Below are 15978 nucleotides of genomic sequence, written 5' to 3'. Positions count from 1 at the left end.
GGCCGACTGTGGGCGGTGACCGTCCCGCCTGTGTCGACACGTGGACATCTCTACGGTTGTTCACCGCTGCCCGCCGCCGTCCACCCCCTGTCCCCTGCGTCTCCCGGGTGGATCCCCAGGTCGTGCCCAGGGACGAGCGACCGGGATCCGACGCCGTGCCGCTCTCAGGCGACGACAGGCCCATACCCGCAGGTCAGGGGCGAGTACGAGTTCGAGCCCGGCCGACCGGGACGCAGGGGCCGGTGACCTGCCGTGACCCGGCGGGCACGAGATCTCCCCAACCTGTGCACATTCCTGGGGACAACTTCTCGATGAGTCGACGGCGGTCACCGGCCGGCCACCGGCGGCCACCGCCTCCGATCAGGGCATCGTCGCTGTCGACTTCTGTCCACGGCTGTGGACAACCCCCGGGACAACCACTCTGTCGTCCTCCGGACGACACCGCCTCCACGTGCCGTCCCCCAGCTGGCTGAGCCGCTGAGTCACGCCTGCGCGGACCCTCCGGGCCCACTCGGCGCGACGTGTGCCGTCCCGTCCCCTCTGATCCGTCGCCCGTGGGCGGTGCGGTCCGGAGTGGCCCCGTCCAGGGCACCGCCCACGGGCGTGCGAGGGGTGGGGAGGACGGGGTCCTTCTACTGCCGGGCGCGGCTCTTGATGCGGGCCGTCAGCTCCGTGACCTGCGTGTACGTGGCCCGGCGCTCGCTCATCAGGTTGGTGATCTTCTTGACCGCGTGCATGACCGTGGTGTGGTCCTTGCCGCCGAAGGAGGCTCCGATCCGGGGCAGTGACAGCTCGGTGAGTTCGCGGCACAGGTACATCGCGATCTGCCGGGCGTTGACCAGCGTCCGGCTCCGGTTGCTGCCCTGGAGCTCCTCCATCGTCACGGAGAAGTACTCGGCGGTCGCGGCCATGATGATCGCCGCGGTGATCTGCGGGCCCTGCTCGTCGCTGATCAGGTCCTTGAGCACCAGCTCGGCCAGGGGCAGGTCGACCTGCTGCTTGTTGAGGCTGGCGAACGCGGTGACCCGGATCAGCGCGCCCTCGAGCTCGCGGATGTTCGTCTGCACCTTGCTGGCGATGAACTCCAGCACCGCGTCGGGCACCTGGAGCCGCTCGCCCCAGGCCTTCTTCCGGAGGATGGCGATGCGGGTCTCGAGGTCGGGCGCCTGGACGTCGGTGATCAGGCCCCACTCGAACCGCGTGCGCAGCCGGTCCTCCAGCGTCGTCAGCTTCTTCGGCGCGCGGTCGGAGGTGATGACGATCTGCTTGCTGGCGTTGTGCAGCGTGTTGAAGGTGTGGAAGAACTCCTCCTGCGTGCGCTCGGCCCGCTCGAGGAACTGGATGTCGTCGATCAGCAGGAAGTCGATGTCCCGGTAGCGACGGCGGAAGTCCTCGGCCCGGCCGGAGTGCACCAGGTTGATGAACTCGTTCGTGAACTCCTCGGTGCTGACGTAGCGCACCTTCACGTTCGGGAACATCCGCGCCGCGTAGTGACCGATCGCGTGCAGCAGGTGGGTCTTGCCCAGCCCCGATTCCCCGTAGATGAACAGCGGGTTGTAGGCGCGGGCGGGTGCCTCGGCCACCGCGACGGCCGCGGCATGGGCGAACCGGTTGCTGTTGCCGATGACGAAGCTGTCGAAGACGTACTTGGGGTTCATGCCGGGGTCCAGGCCGGCCGGGCGACCGGCGTCCGGACGACGTCCGCGCCCTGCCCCTGCGGCGGACCGCCCGCGCTGGTCGTTCCCGTCGGAGCCGTCGACGTCGAACGGCAGGACGTCGGCCGATCGGCCGTCCTCGTTCCCGCCCCAGTCACGACCGGTGGGCTGACTCCCCCAGGTGGTGGCCCAGTCCCCCGGTGCACCGCGGTCGACCGGCGCGCGGTCGACCGGCCGGAGCTCGCGGACCTCGGAATCGGCGCGGGCCGACCTGTCGTCGTGGCCGTCCCGGTCCCAGGGCGCGGACCCGACCGCGTCGGTGCGCACGCCGAACGCGCTGCGTCCGTCGTCGGCGCGGTCGCGGCTGGCCCGGTCCTCCTCGGCGCGCTGCACCTCGGCCGCCGTCCAGGGGCGACGGGTGGGCTCCTGGTCGCGGGTCTCGGTCGCCGGCTCCGGAGGCGAGTCCTCCAGCTGGACGGCGACGCGGATGTCGCGCCCGAACTGCTCGGACAGCGCCTCGGCCAGCACCCGGCGCATGCGGGACTCGAGGACGGTCTGGGTGAACTCGTTGGGAGCAGCGAGAACGGCCGTGTCCTCGACCAGCCCGAGGGGGCGGGTCAGGTTCAGCATCGCGTTCTGCTGAGGGGACAGGCTCGTCGCCAGCCGCTCGCGGATCTGGTCCCAGACGGTCGCCAGGTCCAGCGTGGCATCGGCCATGCCGCTTCTTCCTCCCCATCGGTGTCGACCCCGGTCGACGGCGTTCCGGCGACCGCTCGACGGTCCCGCTGTGGATGTGTGGACGCAGTCATTCCACACCGGTGTCCACAGGCTGTGCACGGTCGGCGACGGATGCTGCCGGGTCCGTGTGCCGGAGCCGACACCGATCCGCATTCCTGCAGGTCGACGGCCGGAAACGGCGGGAGAGCGGACGGTTCGGTGGTCGGCTGACCGACGGGGTCGGCCCACACGTCGTGACCCTGACGTCCGACGCGGAGCGACGGCGACGCTAACAGCCCCATCCACAGCCCGGCAACGCTCGGCCGGGCAGCCCGGGCGCGTCGCCTGCGGCGTGCCGCCGCCATGCGGGGGTCGCGCGGGGGGATCATCGGCGGTCGCGGTCCGCCCGCCCTTCGGCACCAGCACGATCTCGGTTATGCTGGCTGGAGTCTGTGGACGGTTCCGGCCGCCTCCGTCGCCCGCGCGGTTCCCGTGCAGGTGGGGAGCGGGGAGTTCCGCGCCGCAGTGACCAGCCTCCGGGGTCGTGGGCGCGGCACGTCGCCGTTCGTCCCGGTCGCCCCGCGCGTGCTCGCCCACCGGCGGGTGCGCACCGCCGATGTCATGTAGTAGGAGTACCTCGTGAGCAAGCGCACGTTCCAGCCGAACAACCGCCGACGGTCGAAGACCCACGGCTTCCGGCTGCGGATGCGTACCCGCGCGGGCCGGGCGATCCTCGCCGGTCGTCGGCGCAAGGGTCGCGAGAACCTTTCCGCCTGACGTGCTGCCCGCGCAGGCACGCCTGCGCCGGCGTCCGGAGTTCACCGCGGTCGTCCGGTCCGGCAGGCGCGCCGGGCGGCCGACCATGGTGCTCCACTACCTCCCCGAACGGCCCGAGCAGGCCGTTCCGCCTTCCCTGTCGCGGTCGGCGACAGGTGACACGCCCGCGCGCGCACCCGGTGCCCGGGTCGGTTTCGTGGTCGGCAAGGCCGTCGGCAACTCGGTGGTCCGTCATCGCGTGACCCGACGGCTGCGCGCCGTGGTCCGGGACGAACTGCACCGGCTGCCGGCCTCAGCGGACCTCGTCGTCCGGGCCCGGCCCGAGGCGGGTACGGCGGCATCCGAGGACCTTCGTCGCGACCTGAGCGCGGGCCTGGCCCGCCTGCTCGGCGACCGGGGGACCCGGCCGTGATGCGCCGGGCGCTGCTCGCCGCCATCGGCTTCTACTCGAGGGCGATCAGCCCGGCCCTCCCGCCGCGGTGCCGTTTCCACCCCACCTGCAGCGCCTACGCCGCCGAGGCGGTGCAGCGGCACGGGGCCGCCCGCGGGAGCTGGCTGGCGCTGGTCCGGATCCTCAAGTGCGCGCCGTGGCACCCCGGCGGGGTGGACCTCGTGCCCGGGGGCCCCAGCGGCCGGGACGAAGGAGCCGACGGAACCGCAGACGTCGGCCACTCGTCGAGCAGAGCAGTGTCGTCCCCGGACCGCGGCGAGAGCTCGGCCGCCGGCCGTCCCCACCGAGCCGCCCCGGCTGACCCCGGGACGAACGAGGAGTCCTCCGTTGCTTGACTGGCTGTACACCGCCATCTCCTGGGTGATGGCGCGGTGGCACTCGCTGTGGAACACCCTCTTCGGTGACCCGCCGGCCGAGTCCGGCCTCGGCGGCCTGACCTGGGTCCTGGCGATCGTGTTCCTGGTGGTCACGATCCGCCTGATCCTCTTCCCGCTGTTCGTCAAGCAGGTCAAGTCGCAGCGGGCGATGCAGGAGCTCCAGCCGGAGATGGCCAAGCTGCGCAAGCAGTACGGCAGCGACCGGCAGGGCCTCAGCCAGGCGATGATGGCGTTGCAGAAGGAGCGCGGGGTCAACCCGCTGGCCGGCTGTCTGCCGATCCTCCCGCAGATCCCGGTCTTCCTCTCCCTCTTCCACGTGCTGCGCCGGCTCGCGCCGGACAAGCCGGGGCTCTACAGCTGGTCCGACGACCTGACCGACGAGGCCGCGCGGGCCAAGCTCCTGGGCGCGCCCATCTCCTCGTCGTTCAACATGAGCGGCGCCAAGGAGACGGCGATCCTCGACATCGCCGGGGTGACCTACACCAACATCCGCATCGTCGCGTTCGTGCTGATCGTGATCATGTGTCTGACCACGTACTTCACCCAGAAGCAGATCATGCGGCGCTCGGGCCCGGTCGAGGGTCAGGCCGCGATGGTGCAGAAGATCCTGCTCTACGTCATGCCCGCGGGCCTGTTCGTCTCCGGCTTCATCTTCCCGATCGGCGTCCTCCTCTACTGGTTCACCAACAACCTGTGGACGCTGGGCCAGCAGTTCTTCATCCTGCGCAAGATGCCGCCGCCCGGGTCCGACGCCGCCAAGGCGAAGGCCGCCGCTGACAAGCCGGTCATCGACCCGAAGACGCTCGCGCCCAAGCCGGGCGCCAAGCCCGTACGCCCCAAGGGCGGTCGTCCCGTCGCTCCCGCCGCCGACCCCGCGACCGGTGACGTCACTGACGCAGCACCGACCGACGGGAACTCCTCGAACGGGCGGCCGCCGGGCAAGCAGGGCGGCGCCACCGGGGCCACGCGGGCCGGTCAGTCGCCGCCGAACCGGGGCAAGCGCAAGCGCCGCTGAGCGCAGCGCGTCACCGCCCCGCCGCTCACCAGACCACCGGGTCCGCCCGGTTCGCCCGCACCGACCTGGGAGGAACCCCTGTGAGTGCCCCGCAGCAGCCCACCGACACCGCACCGACCGACACCGCACTGGGGGACGACACCGCTACCCGCACCGTGCTGACGCCGGCCGCCAGCGGCGTGGGTGACCCCGACGACATCCTGGAGCCGGCCGTCGACGACGCCCTGGGTGCCGACGCGGTGATCGAGCCGGTCGACACCGATGCCGATGGGGCAGCCGGGGCGGCTGAGGACGATGAGGACGATGAGGACGGCGATGACCTCCTCGTCCGGGAGGGTGACGTCGCCGGGGACTACCTCGAGCGCCTGCTCGACATCCTGGACAAGGACGGGGACATCGACCTCGACGTCGAGGGCGACCGGGCCTCCGTGGCGATCGTCGGCGGGAAGCTCACCGACCTGATCGGCCCGGACGGCGCCACGCTGGAGGCGCTCCAGGAGCTGACCCGGCTGGCCGTCGCCCAGTCCACGGGCGTCCGGAGCCGGCTCATGCTGGACGTCGGCGAGTACCGGGCCAAGCGCCGTGCCGACCTCACGACGCTGGCCGGTGAGACGGCCGGCCGGGTCGCCTCGAGCGGTCAGCCCGAGCGGCTGTCGCCCATGAACCCGTTCGAGCGCAAGGTCGTGCACGACGTCATCGCCTCGGTCGCCGGTGTGCACAGCGAGTCCGAGGGCGAGGAGCCGAACCGCCGCGTCGTGGTCCTGCCCGACAGGTGAGAACTCGATGAGCGGCGCAGAGGAGGATCCCCCGGGGGACGGGGCCCCGCCGACGCCGTCGACCGCCCACCAGGTGTTCGGCTCCGCCCTCCCCCGGGCGGAGCGGTACGTCGCCCGGCTGGCGAGTGACGGTGTGGTCCGCGGCCTCATCGGACCGAGGGAGGTCCCCCGGCTGTGGGACCGGCACGTGCTCAACAGCGCGGCCGTGGCCGAGGCGGTCCCGCAGGACGCGCACGTCGTGGATGTCGGCAGCGGTGCCGGGCTTCCGGGCATCCCGCTCGGGCTGGCACGCCCCGACCTCGCGCTGACCCTGGTCGAACCGATGTCGCGGCGGGTCGAGTTCCTCGACCAGGCGGTGGCCGACCTCGCGCCGGACGGCGGGCGTCCGTGGCGGGTGGTCCGCGGCCGGGCGGAGGAGCGCTCGGTCGTCTCGGCGGTCGGACCGGTCGACGTCGTCACCGCCCGGGCGGTGGCTCCCCTCCCCCGCCTCGTCGCCTGGTGCCGCGGGCTGATGCGCCCGGGCACGCAGCTGGTGGCGCTCGTCGGGGCCAGGGCCCTCCAGGACCTGCCCCGCCTGCTGCCCGAGCTGACCGCTGCGGGGATGCGGGACGTGCATCCGCGGGCCGTCGGTGCGGAGCTGGGGGACGCTGCCACTACCGTGGTGGTCATGACGCGGGGAACTCGGTGAGCGGCCCCCTGCAGGGTCCCGACGCGAGCGTGCGAGCGGTGGGGGGCCGGGGGTCCTTCCTCCGTTCCACGTGGAACAGGACCGCCGGATCCGCGTTCCACGTGAAACGGCTGGGGACATGAGCAGGGCATGCAGGAGGGACGACCGATGACCGACCCGGGCGAACGGCTGCGCAGCAGCCTGGCCGCCGACCAGTCATCGTCGTCCTCGGCCGGGATGGCCGACTTCGACAGCCCCATCGCCATGGAGGCGATGCGCGCGACGCGCGTGCTGCACGCCGCCGACCAGGAACCCTTCCCGGCGCCGAACCGGATCCGGGTCATCACCATCGCGAACCAGAAGGGCGGCGTCGGCAAGACGACGTCCACGGTGAACCTGGGGGTGGCGCTCGCCCTCTACGGGCTCCGGACCCTGGTCATCGACCTCGACCCCCAGGGGAACGCCAGCACGGCCCTCGGCGTGGAGCACACCGTCGGCACCCCGTCGGTCTACGACGCCCTCGTCGGGGACAACTCCCTGGGCGAGGTGGTCCACCCGACGACGGCCAGCCCGAAGCTGCTCTGCGTCCCGGCCACGATCGACCTGGCCGGCGCCGAGATCGAGCTGGTCTCCGTCGTGGCCCGCGAGCACCGCCTGCGCCGGGCCATCGAGGCCTACGTGCACGAGCTCCCGCCCGAGCAGCGCCCGCACTACGTGCTCATCGACTGCCCGCCGTCGCTCGGCCTGCTCACGTTGAACGCGCTCGTCGCCGGCGACGAGGTGCTCATCCCCATCCAGTGCGAGTACTACGCGCTGGAGGGCCTCGGGCAGCTGCTCAACAACATCGACCTGGTCCGCCAGCACCTCAACCCGGGCATCGCTGTGCGGACCATCCTGCTCACCATGTACGACGGCCGGACGAAGCTCGCCGATCAGGTGGCCGACGAGGTGCGCAACCACTTCGGCGAGCTCGTGCTGCCGGCGGTCATCCCCCGCAACGTCCGCGTCTCCGAGGCGCCGGGCTACGGCCAGTCGGTGCTCACCTACGACCCCGGGTCGCGCGGCTCGACCAGTTACGTGGAGGCGGCGCGGCAGCTCGCCGAGCGCGGCGTCGATCTGCCACCGCTCGACCGCCCCGGCATGGCCGGGGTCGCCGTGCCGCCCGTGGCGCAGCACGCAGTCAGCACGCAGGAGAGTTCGTGAACGAGTCACGGGTGAGCGGAGAGCGGCCATGAACAAGCGCGGCGGACTGGGCCGGGGCCTGGCGGCCCTCATCCCCACCAGTGCTCCCCCGTCGGAGCACACGGCCGCGGCCGTCGCCGCCCCGGTCGAGACAGCTTCCCCCAGCGCGCCGGCGGTCACCCTGGTGCCCGACCCGCCCGCGGCGAGCGAACCGTCTTCCGACGTGCCTGCGGCGCCGGTGGGGGACGACGGGGTCAGCGCCGTCGGCGTCCCGGGCGCGGAACTCCGGGAGGTGGCGGTCACGGCGATCGTCCCGAACCCGAAGCAGCCCCGGCAGGTCTTCGACGACGAGGCCCTGGAGGAGCTGACCTACAGCGTCAAGGAGTTCGGGCTCCTCCAGCCGATCGTCGTCCGCGAGAACGGCCGCGACGACGACGGTGGGGTCGCCTACGAGCTCATCATGGGCGAGCGCCGGCTCCGCGCCGCCCGCGCGGCGGGCCTGGACACCGTGCCGGCGATCGTCCGGGACACCACGGACGACGCGATGCTCCGCGACGCCCTGCTCGAGAACATCCACCGCGTCCAGCTGAACCCGCTGGAGGAGGCGGCCGCGTACCAGCAGCTGCTCGAGGAGTTCGGGGCCACGCACGAGGAGCTCGCCGGCCGCATCGGCCGCAGTCGCTCGCAGGTCACCAACACCATCCGGCTGATGAAGCTGCCGGTGAAGGTCCAGACGCGGGTCGCCGCCGGTGTCATCTCCGCGGGCCATGCGCGGGCACTCCTCGGCCTGCCGGACGCCGAGGCGCAGGACGCTCTGGCCACCCGGATCGTGGCCGAGGGGATGTCGGTGCGCGCCACCGAGGAGGCCGTCGCCATGGCCGTGGTGGATCGCCCCACCGCCAAGCGCCGGGCGCGGAACATCACGGCCCCCGGCGTGGAGGAACTCGGGTCCCGGCTGTCCGACCGGTTCGAGACGAAGGTCAAGATCCAGATCGGCCGGTCCAAGGGGAAGATCGTCGTCGAGTTCGGCTCGGTCGACGACCTGCAGCGGATCATCGGTGTGATGGCCCCGGAGATCACCGGACGCCGTCCCGAGGGATGATCTCCACCCACCTGCGAGAAAGGCCCTGTTCCGTCACATGACGGAACAGGGCCTTACTCTTTGTGCGTGGCAGTGTGCGCTCAGCGCACGGTCACTGCCCGGCCGGCGAGCAGACCGGCGAGCACCTCACCGAGCTCGTACCCCGCCGCTTCGACGGCCATCGGGAACATCGACGTCTCGGTGAGACCGGGGGACACGTTCACCTCGAGGAAGTGCACCTCGCCGTCCGCGGAGACGATGGCGTCCGTCCGCGAGAGGTCGGCGAGCCCTAGGGCCTCGTGCACCTGGACGGCAAGGGCGGCCGCGCGACCGGCGACGTCGTCGGAGACGCGCGCCGGTACGTGGTACTCGGTCAGCCCCGGCGTGTACCGGGCGGTGTAGTCGAAGACGCCGGACGCGGGAGCGATCTCCACGGCCGGGAGCGCCTGCGGGCCCTCCCCCAGGTCGACGACCGAGATCGCCAGCTCGATGCCTTCGATGTAGCGCTCGACCATGACGGTGTCGCCGTAGGCGAAGCAGCTGACCATGGCGGCCGGCAGCTCCTCGACGTTGCTGACCTTCTGCACGCCGAGGGCGGAGCCGCCCGAGGCCGGCTTCACCATCAGCGGAAGGCCGAGGCGGGCGACCATGAGGTCCAGCACCGCCCCTGCACCGAGCTCCCGGAAGGTGCTGTGCGGCAGGGCCACCCAGTCCGGCGTCGTCGCTCCGGCGGCTCGCACGACCGACTTGGCGGCCGGCTTGTCCCAGGCGAGCCGGCAGGCCGCGGCAGGTGACCCCACGTACGGCACGCCGGCGAGGTCCAGGACCGCCCGCAGAGCGCCGTCCTCACCGGTGGCACCGTGCAGAGCGATGAAGACCGCGTCGGCCGGGGAGGCGGCGAGACCGGGCAGCAGATCGGCATCGGCGTCGCGGATCTCGGCGTCGACGCCGGCACGCGCCAGCTCCTCCCACACCTGCGTCCCCGAGGACAGGCTGACCTCGCGCTCGAAGTTCAGCCCGCCGCTGAGGACGACGGCGCGCAGACCGGAGGTGCCCGCGCCCGGAGCGGGGGAGGTGGCCGTCGGCTCGGTCATGCCCGTCCGTCCTCGTAGGCGTTGCTGTTGGCCGGGCCGACGATCGTCTCGGCGTCGTGCCCGGAGGCGCGGCGGCCGACGGCGCGGAAGGTGCCGGTGTCGACGGCGTCGAACGTGGAGTGCAGGTCCAGCTCGGCCTCGACGACGCGGGCCAGCCGGCGCACTCCCTCCCGGATCTGGTCGGGCTCGGGGTAGCAGTAGGAGAGCCGCATGTACTCGCGCCCGCTGCCGTCGGCGTAGAAGCCGATCCCTGGCACGTAGGCGACCAGGGCGTTGACCGCGCGCGGCTGCATGCGCTTGGCGTCCAGGCCGTGCGGGAGCTTCAGCCACACGTAGAAGCCGCCGTCGGGGCGGGTCCACGTCGTGCCCGCGGGCATCATGGCGTCCAGGGACTCCAGGCAGGCGTCGCGGCGCTCGCGGTAGAGCTCGGAGAACAGCTTGATCTGCTCCCGCCAGGGCTGGGTGTCCAGGTACCGGGCCACCGCGTACTGGGTGAGCGACGGCGGACAGAGCACCTGCGCCTCGGTTGCCAGGACCAGCTTCTCCCGCACGGCCAGCGGAGCCAGCACCCAGCCGACCCGCAGACCTGGGGAGAACGTCTTGGAGAAGGAGCCCAGATAGATGACCCGCTGCGAGTCGCGGGCCCGCAGCGCGCGCATCGGCTCGTGGTCGAATCCGAGGAGGCCGTAGGGGTTGTCCTCGATGATCAGGAGGTCGTGCCGCTCGGCGATCGCCATGACGGCCTCGCGGCGGGTCTCGGTGAGCGTCACGCCGGCCGGGTTGTGGAAGTTCGGCACGGTGTAGAGGAACTTCACGCGGTCACCGTTGGCCCGGCACTCGACCAGCGCCTGCTCCAGGGCCTCCGGGATCAGCCCGTCGTCGTCCATGGCGATGTGCCGGACGCGGGCCTGGGCGGACTGGAAGACACCCAGGGCTCCGACGTAGGACGGCGCCTCGGCGAGGATGACGTCGCCGGGGTCGACGAAGACGCGGGTCACCAGGTCCAGGGCCTGCTGGGAGCCGACCGTGACGACCACCTCGCTGGCGGAGGCGTCGCGGATCCCTTCCAGGGCCATGACGTCGCAGATGCGCTCACGCAGGCGGGGATCGCCCTGGCCCGAGCCGTACTGCAGCGTCTGGGCGCCCATGCCGGAGACGAGGTCGCCGATCATCGAGCCGACCGCGTCGAGCGGGAGCGCGGTCACCGCGGGCATGCCTCCGGCCAGGGAGACGACCTCGGGCCGGCTCACCACCGAGAACAGCGCCCGGATCTCCGAGGTCTTCATCCCGTGGGTGCGAGCTGCGTACCGGTCCGCCAGAGGGTCCAGCCGCGGATGGCGCGGCACGACGTGGGGATGCGCACCGTGCGTCAGGTGCGTCCCCTGCTGACCGGGACCGGCGGGCGAGCCGGTCGGAGTGGTGGGCACCCTGCCGAGTGTAAGGACGGCAGGAAGCCGGGGAACCGAGCCTCCCGAGCAACTGGACTGCAATGTCGGCCCGAGTGGGGCCCGGAGGGTCCCGCGCAGGGACGACTCAGCGGCTCTGCGCAGGTCGGGACGGCTCCTGGCCGCGGTGCGATCCGGAGGATCGCAATGTCATAGCACTCTCGCAGGCTCACAACCTCTCGGGCAGGACGAACGTGCCGGTCGGCGGATCGGCCTCCGCCGGCAGGAAGAGCCGCTGCACGGCGGCCAGGACACCGGCGGCGATGGCGCTGCGCACGCGCGCGTCGAGCAGGACCAGCCGGTCGACCGGGTGCGACAGGTAGCCCGCATCCAGCCGGACGGCGGGCATGCGGCTCATCCGCAGCAGGTCCCAGGTCTTCGGGTGCGAGCCGAGGTCCAGCAGCCCGGTGCGGGCGACGACCTCGCGGCGCGCCAGGTTGGCGAACTGCTCCCCGACCGTGGAGGACGCCCCCGATCCGGTCCCGTAGTAGTAGCTGGCCACCCCGCGGGCGTGCGCGGAGGTGTGCGCGTCCACGTGCAGGGCGATGAACAGGTCGGCGCGGGCGTCGTTGGCGAAGGCGGTGCGCTCGCTCGCCGCAGGATTCTGGTCCCGCCCGCGGGTCAGGTAGACCGTGGCGCCGGCGGCCGCCAGCCGTCCCTCGATCCGCGAGGCGAGATCGAAGACGAGGTCGGCCTCGGTGGTCTCCCCCGCGGTGAAGCCGGGGTCGTCGCCGCCGTGCCCCGGGTCGACGACGATGCGCCGGCCGATGAGGTGCGGGCCGCTGTCGACGAAGGAGGCGCTCTGGCGCAGCAGCTGCGGGCGCCCACCGGTGACCTTGCGACCGAGCTGGCGGAGGGCGCGCAGGGTGGCGGGCCCGCAGGTGCCGTCGGCGGTCAGGCCGTAGTCGCGCTGGAACCTCCGCAGTCCTTCCTCGGTCCCGGGCCCGAAGACCCCGTCGACGGGGCCCGCGTCGTAGCCGAGCTCGTGCACCCGCTCCTGCAGGCTGATGACGTCGTCGCCGCGGACGGGCCGCTCGGGGTCGTACCGCAGCAGCCGGTCCCCCAGCGACCAGCGGGCCTCGTTGAGGGCCCGGTAGGTCTCCTCGCCGACCCTGCCGTCCACCGACAGCCCTCGGGTCTGCTGGAAGTGGCGGACGGCGAGTTCGGTCGCGGCGTCGTACTCCGCCGCAGCCAGTGCGACATCGGGGAGGGTGGCCATCGCGGTGGGCGGCCGGGGGACGGTCGTGCCGTCGCGGTCGGGGAGCAGTCCGAGGCTCCGGAGTGCTGTCTGCACGTCGGCCACCGCGGCCCCCCGGTCCCCGAGGCGCAGCGGTGTCATCTGGCTGTCGGTTCCCATCGTGCTACCGATTGTCGTCCTCCTGTCCGCTACCGGCCCACCGGGGTCCACCCGGACGAGAGCGGGCCCACCCGACCGGATGGTCGGATGGGCCCGTGGCAACTCAGCGTGGCCCCCGAGGGGGGCCGTACGTCACAGGTAGTCGGCGAGGTCGTTCAGGATCGCGCCCTTGGGCTTGGCGCCGATGATGCTCTTCACCGGCTTGCCACCCTGGAACACCGTCATGGTCGGGATCGACATGACCTGGTAGTCGCGGGCGATCTGCGGGTTCTCGTCGATGTTCAGCTTGGCGATCGTGAGCTTGTCGCCGTGCTCGGCGGCGATCTCCTCGAGGACGGGGGCGACCATCTTGCACGGGCCGCACCACTCCGCCCAGAAGTCCACGAGCACGGGCTTGTCGCTGCCCAGCACGTCGCTGGCGAAGCTCGTGTCGGTCACCGTGACGGTGTTGCCTGCCATGGGTCGTTCTCCCTTGTCTCGGCTTGCGGGGTACCTGTCAGGTCAACCGACCGGCGGGTGGATTCATGCCCGGCCCCTGTGCAGCGTCCCGCCGCGAGCCTGCGAGCGGTGGGGCAGAGGGGTCCTTACCTCTCGTCGAAGGTGTCGGCGAGCCAGCGCTCGGCATCGATCGCCGACGCCGCGCCGGTGCCGGCCGAGGTGATGGCCTGCCGGTAGATGTGGTCGACCACGTCGCCGCAGGCGAAGACGCCGTCGATGCTGGTCCGGGTGCTCGGGTGCTCCACCTGGATGTAGCCCTCGTCGTCGAGCTTCAACTGACCGGCGAACAGCTCGCTGCGGGGGTCGTGGCCGATCGCCACGAACAGGCCGCTCACGGTCATCGTCTCGGTGGCGCCGCTCTCGACGTCGGTGACCTGGACGGCGTCGACGGTGGTCTCCCCCAGCACGTCGGTGACCTGCTTGCCGAGCGCCCAGCGGATCTTCTCGTTGTCCTGCGCGCGCTTGACCATGATCTTGGAGGCGCGCAGCTCGTTCCGCCGGTGCACGACGGTGACGCTCTTGGCGAACCGGGTGAGGAAGGTGGCCTCCTCCATCGCGGAGTCACCGCCACCGACCACCACGATGTCCTGGTCGCGGAAGAAGAAGCCGTCGCACGTGGCACAGGCCGAGACGCCGCGGCCCAGCAGGCGCTGCTCGTTGTCCAGCCCGAGGTAGCGGTACTTGGAACCGGTGGCGACGATCACCGCGTGGGCGCGGTGCACCTCGTCGCCCACCTTCACGATCTTGGGCGTGGCCGTGAGGTCGACCTCGGTGACGTCGCGCGGCACCAGCTCGGCGCCGAACTTCTCCGCCTGCGTGCGCATGTCGTCCATGAGCTGCGGGCCCTGGATGCCATGCGGGAAGCCGGGGAAGTTCTCCACCTCGGTGGTGGTCATGAGCGCGCCACCGAACTGCGAGCCCTCGAACACCAGCGGGTGCAGGTTCGCCCGGGCGGCGTAGGTGGCCGCCGTGTACCCGGCGGGGCCGGAGCCGATGATGATCAGGTCACGGATGCCGTCGTGCTCGGCAGGCGGGATGACGGGGTCGACGATCCCCTCCGTCGTCACGGCGGGACCAGGCGATGGGAAGTCACTCACGGGCGGCACAACGAGGATCGTAGGGGGAGCATTCCCCGGGTTCAGCCGGCCGCCTTGACGGTGACCTCGGCGAGTTCGGCGGAGAAGCCGCCCTCGCTCGGGACCAGGCCGGTGATCCAGACCAGCACGTACCGCGCCGACACCGGCTCGTCGAAGGCGAACTCGGTCTGCTGCTCGAGCTCACCGTCCGCGGCGACCTCGAAGCTGTCGATGTCGCCGTCGGCGGAGTCGCCCGTGCGGATCTCGACCGTGGCGCCGGGGGAACCCTCGACGCCGACCGCCGCGAGCTCCTGGGCCGAACCGAGGTCGAGCACCAGGCCGACGCCGTCCTTGAGGTTGCCGAAGGCCGGCGACCCCCGGTACTCGTAGGTCGTCCAGGACGTCGCGGCGTCGTCGTCGAACGCGAGCGGCACGTCCTCGGGGTGGTCGGGGTCGCCGTCGCCCTGGGGGTCGAAGACGTCGCCTCCGGCGATCGCCACCGCCTCGCCGGCGGCGACGCCGCCGCCATCGGTCTCCTGGGCGGGGGCGCTGATGGAGGGCGTCGACCCGGGCGTCTCGTCGACGCCGTCCGCCACCGAGATGACGCCCTTGCCGAACCACCACGCCAGACCGATGACCACGAGGAGCGCGAGCAGCGGCAGGCCGACGACGACGAGCTTGTGCCGCTTGGCGCCGTCCTCGTCGAGGTCGTCCTCGCCGGTGGCCGGCTCGTCGTACGGGTGGTGGTCGTAGCCGCGGTCGTCGTCGAGCACCTGGAACGGCTCGTCGTCGTAGCGCGCGGGCGGAGCGGGGGAGGCCGATCCGGCGTAGGCACCGCCGGACGGCGCGACGGAGCCGGCCGCGATGGTGTCGCCGCCGAGCGCAGCCGGGGCGACGGCGGTGTCGGTGACCGGGCGCACCGGAGGGACCGGCGGCAGCGTCTCGCGGTCGAGCGGGACCGCGTCGCCGTCGGCCGCCACGGTGTTCAGCGGGGCGCCGTCGACGGGGTGGTCGGAGACCTGGTCGGGACGGCGGTCGCGCAGCCGGCGCAACCAGCCGCTGTCGGTCTCCTCGGCGCGGGCGGCTGCCGACATGGGACCGGGGCGGGACCGTTCGGCGAGCAGCGAGGCCATCGCCGCGACGCTGGACAGGCCCTGGCCGGGTTCGGTCGACCGCGCCCGGCGCACGAGCGCCACGAGGTCGGACGGACCGGTGAGCTTGCGCGTCCCCGGCCGGCTCGGGTCCAGGCCGGTGAGGCAGACCTCGAGCAGCGCGCCGAGGGCGGCGATGTCGCCGTCGATGGTGCCGGTGGCCGCGGGGACGGCCCGCAGGCCGACCAGCCCGTTGGGGCGGAGCACGACGTTGTCGGGCGTCAGCCCGCCCACGGCCAGGCCGACCCGGTGCGCCTCGGCGACGCCCTCGGCGAGCCGGCGCAGCACGGTGCGCACCTCGCGGTCGGGCATCGGGCCACGGGTGAGCCGCTCGGCGAGGGTCTCGCCGTCGATCCACTCGTTGACGACGTAGGCGGCGCCGCCGGGGACCTGGGGGTCGCCGGTGCCCTCGGAGGCGTCGTAGACCATGGCCAGGGCCGGGGTGGCGAGCCCGCCCGCGGTGAGCGCCCGGCTGATCCACCCGTGCGCGGCCGGGCCGGCGGGGGTGTGCACGCGGATCGCGACGTCGCGGTTCAGGACGCGGTCCTTGGCCCGCCAGCACTGGATGACGCCCGTGGGCGTCGGCTCGTCCGCGCCGACCTGGTCGAGCGGGCGGTAGCGGTCGGGGAGGCCGGTCGTCGTCGATGTCATCGACACTG

Annotated in this window: 15 protein-coding genes; 8 read left to right on the top strand and 7 right to left on the bottom strand. The window is 72.4% G+C overall.

The annotated features are described in order from the left end of the window. Window positions 1-632 precede the first annotated feature (632 nt). The gene (gene dnaA, locus CRP30_RS05985) at window positions 633-2372 is read right to left on the bottom strand and encodes a chromosomal replication initiator protein DnaA (protein ID WP_097182933.1); all 1740 of its coding nucleotides are present in this window, start codon (window positions 2370-2372) and stop codon (window positions 633-635) included. Window positions 2373-3011: 639 nt separating this feature from the next. Here dnaA and rpmH point away from each other — a divergent pair. The 8 genes from rpmH to CRP30_RS05945 all read left to right on the top strand — a co-directional run bounded on the left by rpmH (window position 3012) and on the right by CRP30_RS05945 (window position 8719). Continuing rightward, window positions 3012-3149, top strand: coding sequence for a 50S ribosomal protein L34 (gene rpmH, locus CRP30_RS05980; RefSeq protein WP_026856313.1), 138 nt, complete (start codon window positions 3012-3014; stop codon window positions 3147-3149). A 1-nt stretch (window position 3150) separates the two neighbouring features. Further along, window positions 3151-3561 (top strand): ribonuclease P protein component, encoded by a 411-nt coding sequence (gene rnpA / locus CRP30_RS05975; RefSeq protein ID WP_097182932.1) that lies wholly within the window; start codon window positions 3151-3153, stop codon window positions 3559-3561. Then, window positions 3561-3935, top strand: a complete 375-nt coding sequence (gene yidD, locus CRP30_RS05970) for a membrane protein insertion efficiency factor YidD (protein ID WP_097183183.1) — start codon at window positions 3561-3563, stop codon at window positions 3933-3935. The genes rnpA and yidD overlap by 1 nt, the downstream gene beginning before the upstream one ends. Continuing rightward, window positions 3928-4992, top strand: a complete 1065-nt coding sequence (gene yidC / locus CRP30_RS05965; protein WP_097182931.1) for a membrane protein insertase YidC — start codon at window positions 3928-3930, stop codon at window positions 4990-4992. The genes yidD and yidC overlap by 8 nt, the downstream gene beginning before the upstream one ends. Window positions 4993-5072: 80 nt before the next feature. Then, window positions 5073-5768, top strand: a complete 696-nt coding sequence (locus CRP30_RS05960; protein ID WP_235003195.1) for a Jag family protein — start codon at window positions 5073-5075, stop codon at window positions 5766-5768. Between the two features lie 7 nt (window positions 5769-5775). Further along, a complete protein-coding gene (gene rsmG, locus CRP30_RS05955; protein ID WP_097182930.1) occupies window positions 5776-6456 on the top strand; it encodes a 16S rRNA (guanine(527)-N(7))-methyltransferase RsmG in 681 nt (226 codons plus the stop codon). A gap of 147 nt (window positions 6457-6603) precedes the next feature. Beyond that, entirely contained in the window at window positions 6604-7638 is a 1035-nt protein-coding gene (locus tag CRP30_RS05950) for a ParA family protein (RefSeq protein ID WP_235003194.1), read from the top strand. A 28-nt stretch (window positions 7639-7666) separates the two neighbouring features. Beyond that, entirely contained in the window at window positions 7667-8719 is a 1053-nt protein-coding gene (locus CRP30_RS05945; RefSeq protein WP_097182929.1) for a ParB/RepB/Spo0J family partition protein, read from the top strand. An 80-nt stretch (window positions 8720-8799) separates the two neighbouring features. On the opposite strand, the gene CRP30_RS05940 is transcribed toward CRP30_RS05945, so the two are convergent. From CRP30_RS05940 to CRP30_RS05915, 6 genes are all read right to left on the bottom strand, one after another. Continuing rightward, window positions 8800-9792 carry a D-alanine--D-alanine ligase family protein gene (locus tag CRP30_RS05940; RefSeq protein ID WP_097182928.1) on the bottom strand — a complete coding sequence of 331 codons (993 nt, stop codon included), beginning with the start codon at window positions 9790-9792 and terminating at the stop codon, window positions 8800-8802. Further along, window positions 9789-11219 (bottom strand): aminotransferase-like domain-containing protein, encoded by a 1431-nt coding sequence (locus tag CRP30_RS05935; protein WP_200814561.1) that lies wholly within the window; start codon window positions 11217-11219, stop codon window positions 9789-9791. Before CRP30_RS05935 ends, CRP30_RS05940 begins: the two co-directional genes overlap by 4 nt. Before the next feature lie 187 nt (window positions 11220-11406). Continuing rightward, window positions 11407-12594 (bottom strand): N-acetylmuramoyl-L-alanine amidase, encoded by a 1188-nt coding sequence (locus tag CRP30_RS05930; RefSeq protein ID WP_235003193.1) that lies wholly within the window; start codon window positions 12592-12594, stop codon window positions 11407-11409. 132 nt (window positions 12595-12726) lie between these two features. After that, on the bottom strand, window positions 12727-13053 hold the full coding sequence (gene trxA, locus CRP30_RS05925; RefSeq protein WP_097182926.1) for a thioredoxin: 327 nt from the start codon (window positions 13051-13053) through the stop codon (window positions 12727-12729). Between the two features lie 125 nt (window positions 13054-13178). Then, window positions 13179-14159: a thioredoxin-disulfide reductase gene (trxB, locus tag CRP30_RS05920; RefSeq protein WP_097182925.1), complete on the bottom strand. Its 981-nt coding sequence runs from the start codon at window positions 14157-14159 to the stop codon at window positions 13179-13181. 71 nt (window positions 14160-14230) lie between these two features. Beyond that, the gene (locus tag CRP30_RS05915) at window positions 14231-15970 is read right to left on the bottom strand and encodes a hypothetical protein (RefSeq protein ID WP_097183180.1); all 1740 of its coding nucleotides are present in this window, start codon (window positions 15968-15970) and stop codon (window positions 14231-14233) included. Between the last annotated feature and the right edge of the window lie 8 nt (window positions 15971-15978).

Source organism: Blastococcus haudaquaticus, assembly GCF_900230285.1.
Taxonomy (GTDB): Bacteria; Actinomycetota; Actinomycetes; order Mycobacteriales; family Geodermatophilaceae; genus Blastococcus_B; species Blastococcus_B haudaquaticus.
The sequence above is the reverse complement of the archived record's forward strand: the minus strand, read 5'-3'. Positions and strand labels throughout refer to the sequence as shown.